This window comes from Butyricicoccus sp. OF10-2, from assembly GCF_003481925.1.
GTDB lineage: Bacteria > Bacillota > Clostridia > Oscillospirales > Butyricicoccaceae > Agathobaculum > Agathobaculum butyriciproducens.
Genome location: NZ_QUMC01000006.1, coordinates 25,428 through 39,905, shown reverse-complemented (window position 1 = coordinate 39,905; position 14,478 = coordinate 25,428). Strand labels below are relative to the sequence as shown.

The following is a 14,478-nucleotide window of genomic DNA, read 5'->3' as shown; positions in this document are numbered from 1 at the left end:
ACCCATGCAAATTCAACCCTGCGGCCCTTTGCGCGGTGAAATTACCGTGCCGGGCGACAAATCCATCTCGCACCGTGCCGTTATGCTCGGCGCACTTGCCAACGGCACCACCCACATCACCGGCTTTCTGATGGGTGAGGATTGCCTGTCCACCATTGACTGCTTCCGCAAGATGGGTGTCGAGATCAATATCACCGACGACGAGGTTATCGTGGAAGGCGTTGGTCTGCACGGTCTCGAAGCGCCGTCAGAAGCGCTGTACACCGGCAACTCCGGCACGACCACCCGCCTGCTGTGCGGCATTCTGGCCGGTCAGCCGTTCACCGTTACCATGAGCGGCGACCCGTCCATCCAGAAGCGCCCGATGGGCCGCGTGATGAAGCCGCTGCGTGAAATGGGCGCGTCCATCGAGGGCAAGAACGACAATTTCTGCCCGCTGACCCTGTTCCCGAGCGAGCTGCACGGTATTGAATACCGTCTGCCGGTAGCATCCGCTCAGCTGAAGAGCGCCATCCTGCTGGCAGGTCTGTACGCCGAGGGTCAGACGACCGTTATCGAGCCGGCTCCCTCCCGCGACCACACCGAGCGCATGTTCCGCGCACTCGGCGTTGAAATCGAAACCAGCGGCAGCACCATCACGCTCGACCCGCCGGAGGACCTCCATGCGGTCGATATTGCCGTCCCGGGCGATATTTCGTCCGCGGCGTTCTTCCTCGTTGCCGGTGCGATCATTCCGGGCAGTGAGCTGACGATTAAAAACGTAGGCGTCAATCCGACCCGCACGGGCGTTCTGGACGTTCTGCGCGATATGGGCGCGGACATCACCGAGTCGAACTTCCGCGATGAGGCTGAGCCGGTGTGCGACCTGACCGTCAAATACAGCAAGCTGCACGGCGTAGAAATCGGCGGCGCTATCATCCCGCGCCTGATCGACGAGCTGCCGGTTATCGCGGTAGCCGCTGCATTCGCTGAGGGCGAGACCGTTATCCGCGACGCGCAGGAGCTCAAGGTCAAGGAGTCCAACCGCATTGCCGCTATGGTCACCGAGCTGACCAAGGCGGGCGTGGACGTTGAGGAGACCGATGACGGCATGATCGTTCACGGCGGTGCCAAACCGCACGGCGCATCCTTCGAGACCTATAAGGACCACCGCATTGCGATGAGCCTTGCCGTGCTCGGTCTGGCAGCCGAGGGCGCAAGCCGCATTGACAAGCCGGAGGTCGTTGCCATCTCCTACCCCGATTTCTTCAACACCCTCGAACGTCTGGGGGACTGAGTTATGCTGCTTTCCATGGACGAATTTCGCGCTTTCGAGCCGAAAAAGACCACCTATGCCCTGTTTGGCTGGCCGCTCGGTCACACGATGAGCCCGGAGCTGCACGCGCAGCTGTTCGAGGCCTCCGGTCAGGACGCGGACTACATCGGCGTTGCCGTGCCGCCCGAGGATTTACCGGAAGCGTTCGAGCTGGCCAAGCGCAAGCTCGGCGGCATCAACTGCACGATTCCGCACAAAAAGGCTGTCATCCCCCTGCTCGATGAGATTGACACCGCTGCCCGCGACCTGCACTCAGTCAACACAGTCCGCTTTGCGGACGGCAAGGCGACCGGCTTCAACACGGATATCCTCGGCTTTGCGGAGTCGCTGAACCGTGACGGCGTATCGCTCCAGGGCAAAAAGGTGCTGCTGCTCGGCTATGGCGGCGCGGCTTCCGTGATGGCATACCACTGCGTGACGCAGGGCGCGTACCTAATCATCACGGGACGCAACCTCGAGAAGGCCGAAGCGCTGCAGAAGCAGCTGACCGATGCCGTTCCGGGCGCACGCATTTCCGTGTTCAGCCGCCGGCACATTCCGCGCGATATTCATATCGTGCTCAATTCCACGCCGGTGGGCATGTACCCGAAGGAAAACGCGGCTCCGCTGCATTATCTGCCGCACAAGACCGAGTATGTGTTCGATGCAATCTACAATCCGCCGGTGACCTCGACCATGAAGCTCGCCAATCCGCGCAAGACCAAAACACGCGACGGACTGTTCATGCTGGTCATGCAGGCGGCGCATGCGCAGACTATCTGGACCGGCGTGACCTTCAAGCCGCAGGCATACGAAACCATTCTGCGCCGCACCTACGGCAAAATGGCGGTCAAGCGTCTGCACGAGAAGCATGGCAAGAAAAATCTGGTGCTGTGCGGCTTTATGGGCAGCGGCAAGACCACTATCGGCCGTAAGCTGGCGCGTCTGACCGGACTGGAATTTATTGACGCGGACATCTACCTTGAGGCGAAGGAAGGCAAGAAAATCTCCGAGATTTTCGCCGAAAAGGGCGAAGCCTATTTCCGCGACCGCGAGACCGCGTATATTAAAGAGCTGTCTCAAAGAGACGGCATCGTACTTGCGCTCGGCGGCGGCTCTGTCCTCCGTCCGGAGAATGTGGCGGCTGTCAAGGAGACCGGTCTGCTCATCTTGCTCGACACACCGTTCTACCGCATTATGAAGAACCTTTCCTATTCCACAAATCGCCCGCTGCTCGATAAGCCGGACAAGCAGGCAGAAACACACCGCCTGTACAATGCGCGCAAGGCGCTCTACTATCGAGTGGCCGATATTGCGGTGCGCAGTCCCAAGCTGTCCGAGGTTCTGGAAAAAGTAGTAAAGAGCGTGTAAGGCACTGGACAAATCCACCAAATGCGTTTACAATTAGGGACATACTGAAAAGTATGTCCCTTTTTTCACACCCGCAATAAAAGGAGGAACTCAAAGGATTATGAGAACATCAGTCAAACGTCCCTATCGCTTGATTGCAGCCGCGCTTGCCGCTCTGCAGCTATGCGCAGGCGCTGCCGGAGCCGTTTTCGACAACAGCTTCAGCTACACCTACTCCCTCGGCAGCGGTCTGCAGTACAGCCGCACCGAGGGCAAAAACAGTGCCGGTCTGCAACGCGCGAACGTGCTGACGTACTCGCCGAACACCGGTGTAACGCCCCTCATGGTCTACGCCGATGAGCAGCTGTACGGCAGCAAGGCCACCATCACAAATGCGGTGAAATATCTGCAGAACCAGGGAAAAACCGTGCTTGGCGGCATGAATGCAGACTTTTTCGTTATGTCTACCGGCATTCCGATCGGTCTGGTCATCGACAGCGGCGAGCTCATTTCGTCCGATGCCTGGCAGTATGCGGTCGGCTTCAAGCAGGACGGCACAGCTGTCCTCGGCCGCCCGACTATGGGCATCCGCGTGAGCGGCAAGAGCGGCACGGTCAACGTGTCTTACTTCAACAAGACGCGCACGACGGCTGGCGCGTACCTGCTCGATCACAACTACGATGACTCGACGCACTTTGCGGCCAAGGGCACGAGCATTATCCTCGAGCGCGTGGATGATACACCGGTCAAGGTCAACGGCTCGGTCAAGCTCAAGGTCGTGAACAAGGGCACGGGCAGCAGTCCCATTACGATCACAAAAAACCAGATGGTGCTCACCAAGTCGGATGGCGCAAATGTGCCCTCGTGGGTGGATTTCGAGGTTGGCGAGGAAGTCACACTGTCTATCGCAGCGAACGACAGCAGCTGGAGCGACGTGCAGTATGCGGTCGGCGGCAAGCTGCTGATGGACAACAGCACGATCACGACCGACGGCATTGACGCAGGCTCGACCCGCAGAGCACGCAGCGCAGTCGGCGTGAAGGCGGACGGCACGGTTGTTCTGTATGAAATCGACGGCAACCAGCCCTCGTACAGCGTCGGTCTGACGGCGGCAGAACTCGGTCGGGAGCTGAAGGATCTCGGCTGTGTCCGCGCCATCTGTCTGGATGGCGGCGGCTCCTCCGCGATGGCGGTCCGCAATCCCGGCGAGAGCACCGCAGCATTGATCTCCCAGCCGTCGGACGCTCGCAGCGTGCGTGCGCCAACTACATTTTCTTTGTCAACAACATCGCGTCGGACGGTGTGACGGCTCATGCTGTGCTTACGCCCAGCCACCGCTATGTGCTCCCGGGCGGAAGTACCTGGTTCTCGGTCAAGGGTGCAGATGCGTCTTACGCCTCGGCGGACGCACCGACCGACCTCAGCTACACGGTGAATGATGAGCTGGGCACGGTCTCCGGCCAAACCTTCACCGCAGGCAGCAAGGCCGGTCGCGCGACCATTACCGGCTCAAACGGCGCGGTTTCCGGCTCGATGAACGTGTGCATCACCACCGGTGTGGACTCGATCGCACTGCAGAGCGGCGGCAAAGCGCTCAGCTCTATCTCGGTCAAACCGGGCCAGAGCATCAACGTGGATGCGCTCGCGTATCACCTCGGTCATACGATGGGAGCTGCGGATTCCTGCTTCAAGTGGAGCGTGTCCGGCGATGTCGGTGCGGTAAATGCGGACGGCGTGTTCACTGCGGGCAGCCGGATGGCCTCCGGCACGCTCACCTGCTCGTATGGCAGCGTAAGCAAGTCCATTCCAATCAATGTCGGTATGGGCGATGCGCAGAGCGCTTACACCGTTGCGGATTTTGAAAACGGTCTGAACAATCTGACCGCATCGGACGGCGTAACGCTCTCGCGGGTGACGGATTACACCTCGGTGGCACGCGGCACCGGTTCGCTCCAGGCGATGTGGAACGGCACCGGTACGGACGGCTTTACGATTTTCGCTCCGGCGGCTGATGCTTCGAGCATGAAGCACCTGACACTGTGGGCGCACAGCAGGAACACGGCAGGCACGCTCACGGCGGTGTTTGCCGACGCGGAAGGCAATGAGCTGACCGCTCCCCTGTCCGCTGCAACCGGCAACAGCTGGAAACAGCTGACGGCAAGCGTGCCGGACGGCGCACAGCAGTTCACCGGTCTGCGGTTTGACAAATCCGGCGCAGGCTCCGGCGGCTCGGCGCTGTACCTCGACCAGATCGTACTGAGCGCAGATCATGCGGTGACGAATACAGATGCGCCGTCGGTCAAGCTGAATACGACCTCGGCAACGGTCAGCATCGGCACAAATGCCGCGCTTTCCGGCACTGCCACCATGGAAAACGGCAAATATCCGGTCCGCGCAAGCAATATTGCGGTCAAGGTGGACGGCAAAGCCGTTTCCGGTGCAGCTGTGATGAGCGGCTCGACCATGACCATTACGACCGGCACGCTGTCTGCCGGCACGCATACCGTGACTGCCGACGTGTCCGATGATGCAGGCAACCGCACGCGCGTTTGTGCGACCGTAACCGCCGGTTCGGCATCCAACGTGTTCGCGGACACCGCGTCGCACTGGGCGAACGGCTATGCTTCCCTGCTGAGCGCACGCGGCATCATGAAGGGCGAAACCGCAAACGGCAGCACCTATTTCCGCCCGAACCGCAACCTGACCCGTCAGGAGTTCGCGGTGACGATGGCGCGTCTGCTGAATCTGGATACCTCCAGCACCTCCGGCACGCTCGGCTTTGCTGATGAGGACAGCATCCCAAGTTGGGCACGCGGCGCAGTTGCCGCAGTTTCGCGTGCGAACATTATGAACGGCTCGAGCAGCAACGGTAAGCTATACTTCAACTCGCAGGCCACCATGACGCGTACTGAGGTTATGACGGTCATCGGCCGCTGCCTGCCGCGCGGCTATGCGGCGGTCAGCCTGAATTATACGGACGCGTCCGTGATTCCGTCGTGGGCGACCGAGCAGGTCAAGACCTGCGTTTCCGCCGGTGTCATCGGCGGTTACTCGGATGGTACTATCCGACCGAACGGCAATATCACCCGCGGTGAGATTGCGAAAATTCTGGCTCTGTTCTGATAGCTGCCGCGCAACCGCAGTTTTACAACAAAAACACCCGTCAAGAAGAATCTTGACGGGTGTTTTCTTATGCCTTTTCAGCTTTCTTCGGAACCAGCAAGCCAATCAACAGACCGACCGCAGCCGGTATCAGCCAGCCGAAGCCGAGTGCGTTCAGTGGCAGTGCCCGCAGCAGCGGCGACACGACCGGAATCGGGAATGCCGCGGCAATGCTCTGCACCGCAGTAAAGGCAATGCAGAGGCGGTAAACCGCACCGTGTTTCTCCGGCTTCGGGAGGAACGACAGCGCGATCAGCACGATAGCGACCGGATAAATCGCGTTCAGCACCGGCGTGGACAGACGGATAATACCCGCCAGACCGATATTCGAAATAATCATGCTGGCCGCAGCAAAAAACGCCGCAATGGCCGGATACGGAATACGCGGCAGCAGCTCATGGAAATACTGACCGACGCAGGCAATCAGGCCGACACAGGTATTGAAGCATGCAATAACGAAAATTGCGGCAAGCAGCACCTGCCCGACCGGGCCAAACAGACCTCTGGCAATATTGCTCAGCGTGTCCGCGCCAGTCGAGCCGCCCGGCCATGCCGCGCCGGACAGCGCGCCAACGTGCGTCAGCATCGCGTAAACCAGAAGCAGCATTGCGCCTGCAATCCAGCCTGCACGGATGGTGCTGCGGCGCACCTGCTGTTCGTCCTCGATACCGTAATCCCGAATATTCAGCGCGATAACCGCGCCGAAATTGAGTGCCGCCAGCGTATCCATTGTCTGGTAGCCATTCAGAATGCCCGTCAGGCCCGGCAGCGAAGCGTAGTCTGCGGTCGGCACGCCGTAATGCTCTGCCACCGGATGAAACAGGCAGCCGAAAAACAGCACGAAAATCAGTACGATCAGCGTCGGACACAAAATGCGTCCGAGCCAGCTTGTCAGCTTTTCCGGGTGCAGTGCAACGAAAAACGCTGCCGCAAAGAACACGATAGAGTAAATCAGCTGCCGCATTGCATCTCCACCAATGAGCGGCGCGAGCATTTGGAACGATGTGCTCGCCGTGCGCGGGATGGCCAGACACGGACCGATCGACAGGTAAACCAGCAGCGCAAATATCTGCGCAAATCGCGGATGCACACGCCCGGCCAGCTCGGACAGCCCGCCTGCACGCGCGACCGCAATCACGCCAATCACCGGCAGACCGATCGCGCTGAACGCAAATCCGATAAAGGCCAGCCACGCGTTAGTGCCCGCCTGTGCACCGAGATACGGCGGGAAAATCAGGTTTCCGGCACCGAAAAACATAGAAAATAGTGTAAAACCTACCAAAAGCAGGCTCCTTCGGTTTAACTTTTGCATAGCAGTTCTCTCTTCCTTATGAATAGTGAAAGCGCCATCATCGCGGGACAATGGCGCTCGGGTTTGCATCCGGGTCAGATGCGTTTGCTCATTTTTTCGCTGTATTCTGCGCGATAGTCCTCGAATATGCCATTATCGAGTGCGTCACGGATTTCCTGCATGAGGTGGTTGTAGAACACAGATTGTGCATGACGAGCAGCCGCTGAGACAGCATTTCACCGCTCTTGAGCAGGTGGCGCAGATAAGCGCGGCTGAACCGCTGACAGGTCGGGCACTGACAGCCTTCTTCAATCGGGCGGTCATCGGTCTGGTACTTGGCATTCATAATGTTCAGGACGCCGTTATGCGTGAACAGATGACCGTGACGCGCGTTGCGGGTCGGCATAACGCAGTCGAAGAAATCAATGCCGCGAGCGACACCTTCAATAATGTTGCTCGGTGTGCCGACACCCATCAGGTAGCGCGGCTTATGCTCGGGCGCATGCGGCAGAACAACATCGAGAATATGGTACATGACCTCGGTGCTTTCACCGACGGCAAGACCGCCGATGGCATAACCCGGCAGATCCAGCTCCGCAATCGCTTCCATGTGCTCGATACGCAGGTCGTCATAAGTGCCGCCCTGATTGATACCGAACAGCATCTGGTGCGGGTTTACCGTATCCGGAAGCGTGTTCAGACGGTCAAGCTCGGTTTTACAGCGTTTGAGCCAGCGCGTGGTACGGTCAATGGAGTTTTTGACATACTCACGCGGCGCGGGGTTCTCGATACACTCGTCGAACGCCATCGCAATGTCCGAGCCGAGGTTGGACTGGATGCGCATGCTCTCCTCCGGTCCCATGAAAATCTTGCGACCGTCAACGTGCGAGTGAAAGGTTACGCCTTCCTCCTTGATCTTACGCAGGGTCGCCAGCGAAAACACCTGAAAGCCGCCGGAGTCGGTCAGCATCGGACCGTCCCAGCGCATGAATTTGTGCAGACCGCCCATCTGCTTGACGATCTGGTCGCCCGGACGGACGTGCAGATGATAGGTGTTGGACAGCTCAATCTGGCAGCCAAGCTCCTTGAGATCGAACGCGTCAACCGCACCCTTGATAGCACCCGCTGTGCCGACATTCTGGAATACCGGCGTCTGCACCACGCCATGTGCCGTGCAGAACTCGCCGCGGCGGGCGCGGCCCTCGGTTTTGATTAGGTTAAATTTTCCGATTTCCATAATTCCCTCTTATCCTGTTTTTATTAGTACAAAAGCATCGAATCGCCGAACGAGAAGAAACGATATTCTTCCTTAATGGCTTCCTGATACGCATTCATGACCATTTCTCGTGTCGCAAATGCCGAAATCAGCATCATCAGCGTGCTCTCCGGCAGATGGAAGTTGGTCACGAGATGATCGACCGCCTTGAATTTATAGCCCGGATAGATGAAAATATCCGTCCAGCCGGACTGTGCGCGCACGGTACCGTCGTCAGCCGCGATGGTCTCCAGCGTGCGGCTGGCTGTTGTGCCGACCGCCCAGATCTTGCCGCCTGCGGCACGCGTATCGTTGATGATTCCCGCGGTCTCTTCGTCCATGATATAATACTCGGAGTGCATGATGTGGTCGGTGATCTCATCCTCCTTGACCGGGCGGAACGTACCCAGACCGACATGCAGCGTCACGAACGCCAGTTTTACTCCCTTGGCTTTCAGCGCGTCAAGCAGCTCGGTCGTGAAGTGCAGGCCGGCGGTCGGTGCAGCTGCAGAGCCCGGTGTTTTGGAGTAAACCGTCTGGTAGCGTTCGGGATCATCCAGCTTTTCCTTGATATACGGCGGCAGCGGCATGGTGCCGAGCTTGTCGAGGATTTCCAGGAAAATGCCCTCATAGTGGAAACGGATCAGGCGGTTGCCGTCCGGCTGAACCGCCTCAACGGTTGCAGTCAGCAGGCCGTCACCGAAGGTCAGCTCTACACCGGTGCGGGTCTTTCTGCCCGGACGCGTCAAGCATTCCCACAGGCCGTCGCCCTTGTCGGTCAGCAGCAGCACCTCGATCGGCGTAACATGGCCGACAGCGTGGCCCATCAGCCGCGCCGGAATGACACGGGAATTGTTGAACACCATGCAGTCGCCCGGCTGAACGTACTCCAGCAGATCGCGGAAATGGCGGTGCGTCACCGAGCCGTCCCTGCGGTCGAGCACCATCAAACGGGACGCGTCGCGCTGCTCCAGCGGATGCTGGGCAATCAGACGTTCGGGCAAGTCAAAATAAAAATCGCTTTTCTTCATCACAAAGGCAAGGACGCTTTTAAGGCAATATCGCCTTGAGCGTCCCTGCCGTTTTTCCTCCCTTGCGTGTTTTTTTATAGATTACTCGGCAATCTCAATGCCGGTAAAGTAGAATTTCAGAATCTGGTCATAGGTGAAGCCCTTCTGCGCCATTGCGTAAGCGCCCCACTGACTCATGCCGACGCTGTGTCCCCAGCCGGAGCCGCTGAACGTATAACTGGTCGGATTGGTAACGGTCGGCGTGGTATTCGAGCCGGTATTGCCCGAATTACCGCTGTTTGTGTCCTCGTCATCGCCGGAATAGTCGCTCGTGGTTTTGACAAGCACAGTGCTGCTTGCGTTGTCAAAATCAACGTCAAAGCCAATCGCCTTGCCGATATCGCGCAGCTTGTAGTAGTTGTTGCCGTTGATGATGTAGCCGTCCAGTGTGATCTCCTCGCCGTCGAGCACGATCGTCGAGGTGGATTTGCCGATTTTCTCCACCGCCGTGGACGAATCCGCAAGCTCACCGCCAACGGTCTCATACGCCGTGCCGGAGGTCAGGAGAATGCGTTCATTCTCCTTATCCAGCGGACATTGAACTGGCCTTTGGTGCCGCTCAGCAGATATGCAATATCGCGCAGCTTGAAATAATTGTTGCCATACTGCGTGCCGTTTACAATGTAATACCCCTGCGGAGATACGTTTTTGCCGTTGACCTTGACGTTATGCGTCGAAGCCTTGACCTGCAGACTTGTCTTGTTGCCCGAGCCGCCGACCGGCGTGATCGTGTAGCGAATGCTCTTGAGACCGAACACTGTGCGGACGCTGCTCCTGGAAATCGTAACCGACTTGCCGCTCGTATCCGTCACCGTCACTTCGTTTACGTTATCGGTTGCGGTGCGCTTGGTGACCTGCACATTTGCCACCTTGCCGATGGAGTAGCCTGCGGCATTCACCTTCTGCTGAATCTCATCGGCGGTGAGCGTCACCGTCCATCTGTCCTTGCTCGGGTCCTCATACGGGTCAGCCTTGCCCTTAAGGTACGCGTAATCGCCGCCCCAGACGTTCGCTGCGTCCTCGGTTGCGCCGCCGTCCGACGAATAGAAATAACCAATGACCGAGCGGCCGTTGTACGACAGCGTTTCACCCTTGGTCGCATCTACTGCCGCATCAGAAGCCTCGGTTGCACGGTTGGCGCCCAGATACACCTGACAGTTCGTGGTGTTGCACAGATCGTACTCATCGCCGTGCTTGTGTGTGCCGAGTGCAAACGAACGAGCACAGACTGCCTGTGCCTTCTGCGCTTCGGCAGGCCAGTCCGGGTCGATCTCATACGGCAGCACGCCCTTCACATAATCCTCCACACCCACATAGTTTATAACAGTGATGCTGCCGTTCGATGCGCGGCGGTACACAAAATCGCCGTACCACTTGTAGCCCTTGAACCACGTCAGCGTGCTGTTCGGACGAATGGCGATATGGTCTGCACCCGCTGCGGACGTATACAGCACCGAGCCGCTGTCGGTATCGCTGACCTGAAAGGCATCGTTCACCAGTTTGACGGTCAGCGCACTGCTCGTGATCGACTTGCTGCCGGAGAACGCGGTGCCGCTGACGGTGCCGACCGTGTAGCCGGTTTTGCAGCCGCTGACATTTTCAAGCTGCGGCGCAGCAAAGGTGGAAGCGCCGCTGATCGTCAGACCGACACGCAGGCGTGTATCGCTGTTTGCTGCATGTGCCGGAACAGCACCGATGCAGGTGACCGTCATCACGGCGCAAAGCAGCATGGATAACAGCTTTTTCATTTTTATCAACTCCTGTTTTATTTTTTATCCTTGTTTCGCCTTGTTCTTATTGACAAACTCAAGGGTATATTCTAAAATAAAAAGCGAAAGTATCAATACAGATAGAGGTGCGGTTTTCATCAGTACCGGTTGGAAGGGTCCGCAGACCCGATAATCACCCGGGAAAGGGACCTCCGCCGAAGCCGGTGCTTGTTGCGGAAAGGCCGTGCTGGACGCCGTCGGAAAATATCCCAGCGTCTGTCATCAGCGGAAACGCCGGTGGAGAGCTATTCTGTTTAGAGCGCAGCGGTTTGTTCCGCTCCCTCTATTATAGTATAGATCATACCGGTTTTTCAACCGGTATTTTTCTTTTGAGGTAACTCTGTACAATTCGTTTGCGGCACTTTGCGGGAAATTGCTCTTGCCGAATCATCCGAAGTCACCTCTGGATATTCTTTCTGTATGTTTTTCATCACATAATTTCTTTGTTAGAATACCTTTTGGAAGGATTTGATAAACATGAAGCAGTACAAAGTAGGCATCGTCGGCGCGACCGGTATGGTCGGTCAGCGCTTCACCCTGCTGCTGGAAAACCACCCGTGGTTCGACGTCGTAGCACTCGCTGCATCCGGCCGAAACAAGGGCAAGACCTATGCCGAGGCTTGTGAGGGCCGCTGGAAGATGACCGTTCCGATGCCCGGCAAGTACAAGGACATGGTTATGTACGACGCAACTGCCGACGCAGAGGAGATCGCCTCCAAGGTTGATTTCATCTTCTGCGCAGTAGATATGAAGAAGGACGAGATCCGCGCCCTTGAGGAGAAGTACGCAAAGCTCGAGTGCCCGGTTTGCTCCAACAACTCCGCTCACCGCGGTACCCCGGATGTTCCGATGATCATTCCGGAGATCAACGCTGACCATGCCGAGATCATTCCGGCACAGCGCAAGCGTCTGGGAACCAAGCGCGGCTTTATCGCCGTTAAGTCCAACTGCTCTATCCAGTCCTACGTTCCGGCGCTGTCCGCTCTGATGGACTTTGAGCCGACCGAGGTTTCCGTCTGCACCTATCAGGCGATCTCCGGTGCCGGCAAGACCTTCGAGACCTGGCCCGAGATGGTAGACAACGTTATTCCGTACATCGGCGGCGAGGAAGAGAAGAGCGAGAAGGAGCCGATGAAGATCTGGGGCCACATCGAGGGCGACCACATCGAGTCTGCGACCACTCCGGTTATCTCCGCACAGTGCCTGCGCGTTGCATGCTCTGACGGCCACATGGCTGCCGCTTCGGTCAAGTTTAAGAACAAGCCGAGCAAGGAAGTTATGATCGAGCGCTGGAACAACTTCAAGGGCCGCGCACAGGAACTGAACCTGCCGTCCGCTCCGGAGCACTACCTTACTTACTTTGAAGAGGATAACCGTCCGCAGACCAAGCTGGACCGCAACCTTGAGAATGGTATGGGTGTTTCCATCGGTCGTCTGCGTGAAGATACCATCTTTGATTACAAGTTTGTCAGCCTGTCGCACAACACTCTGCGCGGCGCAGCAGGCGGCGCTGTTCTGATGGCAGAGCTGCTTTGCGCCGAGGGCTACATGGACCGTTAAGGAGGTCACCGTTTTATTATGAAGAAGCCTGTTTTTACCGGTGCTGCGGTTGCTATTATCACACCGTTCAAGTCCACCGGTGAGGTCGATTACGAGGAATTCGGCAAGATCATCGACCACCAGATCGCACACGGCACGGATGCCATCGTTGTCTGCGGCACCACCGGTGAGGCATCTACCTGCACGATAAGGAGCACCGCGAAGCACTGGCATGGTGCTGTGAGTATGTCAACCATCGTGTTCCGGTCATTGCCGGCACGGGTTCCAACGACACCGCATACGCCATTGAGCTGACCAAGTTTGCAGCTGAATGCGGCGCAGATGCCGGTCTGTCGGTTACGCCGTACTATAACAAGACTACGCAGCGCGGCCTGATCGCACACTACACCGCAATCGCAGACTGCTGCGATCTGCCGATCGTTCTGTACAACGTACCGAGCCGCACCGGTGTATGCTTTACCGCCGATACCCTGTATGAGCTGTCCAAGCATCCGAACATCAATGGTCTCAAGGCCGCATCCGGCAATTTCAGCCTGCTGGCTGAGGCCATGGCTAAGTGCGGCGACAACCTGAATGTCTGGTCCGGCAACGACGACCAGATCGTTCCGCTGATGTCTCTCGGCGGCAAGGGCGTTATCTCGGTGCTGTCCAACGTAGCACCGCAGGTTGCACACGACATTACTCAGCTGTGCTTTGACAACCGTTATCCGGAAGCTGCTAAGCTGCAGCTGCAGTATCACGATCTGATCGACTCGCTGTTCTGCGAAGTCAACCCGATTCCGGTCAAGAAGGCTATGGAGCTGCTCGGTTGGAAGGTCGGCGGTCTGCGCCTGCCTCTGGTTGAGCCGAGCGAGGAGCACATCGCGTACATCAAGCGCGAGCTGGAAAACGCCGGCTGCAAGATCTAAAGGAGCTATAAAAAGATGTTGAAAATTGCACTTTCCGGCTGCTGCGGCCGTATGGGCCATGTCATCAACGACATTGTCAGCGGCAGAGAAGGTATGGAGATCGTTGCGGGATTTGATATCAATACGGTGCAGTATGCAGATTTCCCGATTTTTGCCGATCCGTTTGAGTTTACCGGCGAATGCGATGTAATCATCGACTTCTCCAACGCCGCTTCTACCGAGCGCCTGCTCGATTACTGCGAGCAGCACGGCACGCCGGTCGTTATCTGCACCACGGGTCACTCTGCGGCGCAGCTGGACCGCATCCGTGCGGCTTCTGCAAAGATCGCGGTGTTCCGTTCGGGCAACATGTCGCTTGGCATCAACCTGATGAGCGAGCTGCTCAAGCAGTCCGCCGCTGTTCTGGGTGACAAATACGACGTGGAGATCATTGAGAAGCACCACAACCAGAAGCTGGATGCTCCTTCGGGCACGGCTCTCATGCTGGCTGACGCAGTTGCGAGCGCACTCCCCTATGACGCGGAGTACGTTTACGACCGTCACGAGCGCCGCGAAAAGCGTCCGGCGCACGAGATCGGTATCTCCGCCATCCGCGGCGGCACCATCGTCGGTGAGCACAGCGTGCTGTTCTGCGGCCGCGATGAGATCATCGAGATTAAGCACACCGCCCTGTCCCGCGAGGTTTTCGCGGTCGGTGCGGTTGATGCAGCCGCTTTCATGGCCGAGCGCACCCAGCCGGGTATGTACGACATGAGCGACGTTATCGCATCCCACAAGTAAAGCAAAAGGGATTCTGTTTCTGACAGAATCCCTTTTTTC

10 protein-coding genes, 2 pseudogenes and 1 riboswitch are annotated in these 14,478 nt (G+C 57.8%); of the genes and pseudogenes, 7 read left to right on the top strand and 5 right to left on the bottom strand.

The window, feature by feature from the left end:
- Positions 1-4 precede the first annotated feature (4 nt).
- From aroA to DXB00_RS04980, 4 genes are all read left to right on the top strand, one after another.
- Positions 5-1,276 carry a 3-phosphoshikimate 1-carboxyvinyltransferase gene (aroA, locus tag DXB00_RS04995; RefSeq protein WP_118729790.1) on the top strand — a complete coding sequence of 424 codons (1,272 nt, stop codon included), beginning with the start codon at positions 5-7 and terminating at the stop codon, positions 1,274-1,276.
- 3 nt (positions 1,277-1,279) lie between these two features.
- Positions 1,280-2,665, top strand: a complete 1,386-nt coding sequence (locus DXB00_RS04990; protein WP_119214585.1) for a shikimate kinase — start codon at positions 1,280-1,282, stop codon at positions 2,663-2,665.
- A gap of 100 nt (positions 2,666-2,765) precedes the next feature.
- Positions 2,766-3,950 carry a phosphodiester glycosidase family protein gene (locus DXB00_RS04985; protein ID WP_119214584.1) on the top strand — a complete coding sequence of 395 codons (1,185 nt, stop codon included), beginning with the start codon at positions 2,766-2,768 and terminating at the stop codon, positions 3,948-3,950.
- Entirely contained in the window at positions 3,947-5,767 is a 1,821-nt protein-coding gene (locus tag DXB00_RS04980) for an S-layer homology domain-containing protein (RefSeq protein ID WP_119214583.1), read from the top strand. The genes DXB00_RS04985 and DXB00_RS04980 overlap by 4 nt, the downstream gene beginning before the upstream one ends.
- A 67-nt stretch (positions 5,768-5,834) precedes the next feature.
- On the opposite strand, the gene brnQ is transcribed toward DXB00_RS04980, so the two are convergent.
- The 5 genes and pseudogenes from brnQ to DXB00_RS04955 form a co-directional block, all read right to left on the bottom strand.
- A complete protein-coding gene (gene brnQ, locus DXB00_RS04975) occupies positions 5,835-7,118 on the bottom strand; it encodes a branched-chain amino acid transport system II carrier protein (protein ID WP_118729787.1) in 1,284 nt (427 codons plus the stop codon).
- 74 nt (positions 7,119-7,192) lie between these two features.
- A pseudogene (gene tgt, locus DXB00_RS04970) lies at positions 7,193-8,334 on the bottom strand (tRNA guanosine(34) transglycosylase Tgt).
- Positions 8,335-8,357: 23 nt separating this feature from the next.
- Positions 8,358-9,383: a tRNA preQ1(34) S-adenosylmethionine ribosyltransferase-isomerase QueA gene (gene queA / locus DXB00_RS04965; protein WP_119190778.1), complete on the bottom strand. Its 1,026-nt coding sequence runs from the start codon at positions 9,381-9,383 to the stop codon at positions 8,358-8,360.
- Between the two features lie 81 nt (positions 9,384-9,464).
- Positions 9,465-9,866 (bottom strand): hypothetical protein, encoded by a 402-nt coding sequence (locus tag DXB00_RS04960; RefSeq protein WP_119214582.1) that lies wholly within the window; start codon positions 9,864-9,866, stop codon positions 9,465-9,467.
- A gap of 56 nt (positions 9,867-9,922) precedes the next feature.
- A complete protein-coding gene (locus DXB00_RS04955; protein WP_119214581.1) occupies positions 9,923-11,170 on the bottom strand; it encodes a SpoIID/LytB domain-containing protein in 1,248 nt (415 codons plus the stop codon).
- 94 nt (positions 11,171-11,264) lie between these two features.
- A riboswitch (Lysine riboswitch) is annotated at positions 11,265-11,447 on the top strand.
- A 221-nt stretch (positions 11,448-11,668) separates the two neighbouring features.
- Here DXB00_RS04955 and asd point away from each other — a divergent pair.
- The 3 genes and pseudogenes from asd to dapB all read left to right on the top strand — a co-directional run bounded on the left by asd (position 11,669) and on the right by dapB (position 14,439).
- Positions 11,669-12,751 carry an aspartate-semialdehyde dehydrogenase gene (gene asd, locus DXB00_RS04950; RefSeq protein ID WP_118729784.1) on the top strand — a complete coding sequence of 361 codons (1,083 nt, stop codon included), beginning with the start codon at positions 11,669-11,671 and terminating at the stop codon, positions 12,749-12,751.
- A gap of 18 nt (positions 12,752-12,769) precedes the next feature.
- Positions 12,770-13,659: pseudogene (gene dapA, locus DXB00_RS04945) on the top strand (4-hydroxy-tetrahydrodipicolinate synthase).
- 15 nt (positions 13,660-13,674) lie between these two features.
- Entirely contained in the window at positions 13,675-14,439 is a 765-nt protein-coding gene (gene dapB / locus DXB00_RS04940) for a 4-hydroxy-tetrahydrodipicolinate reductase (protein ID WP_117750876.1), read from the top strand.
- Positions 14,440-14,478: the final 39 nt, after the last annotated feature.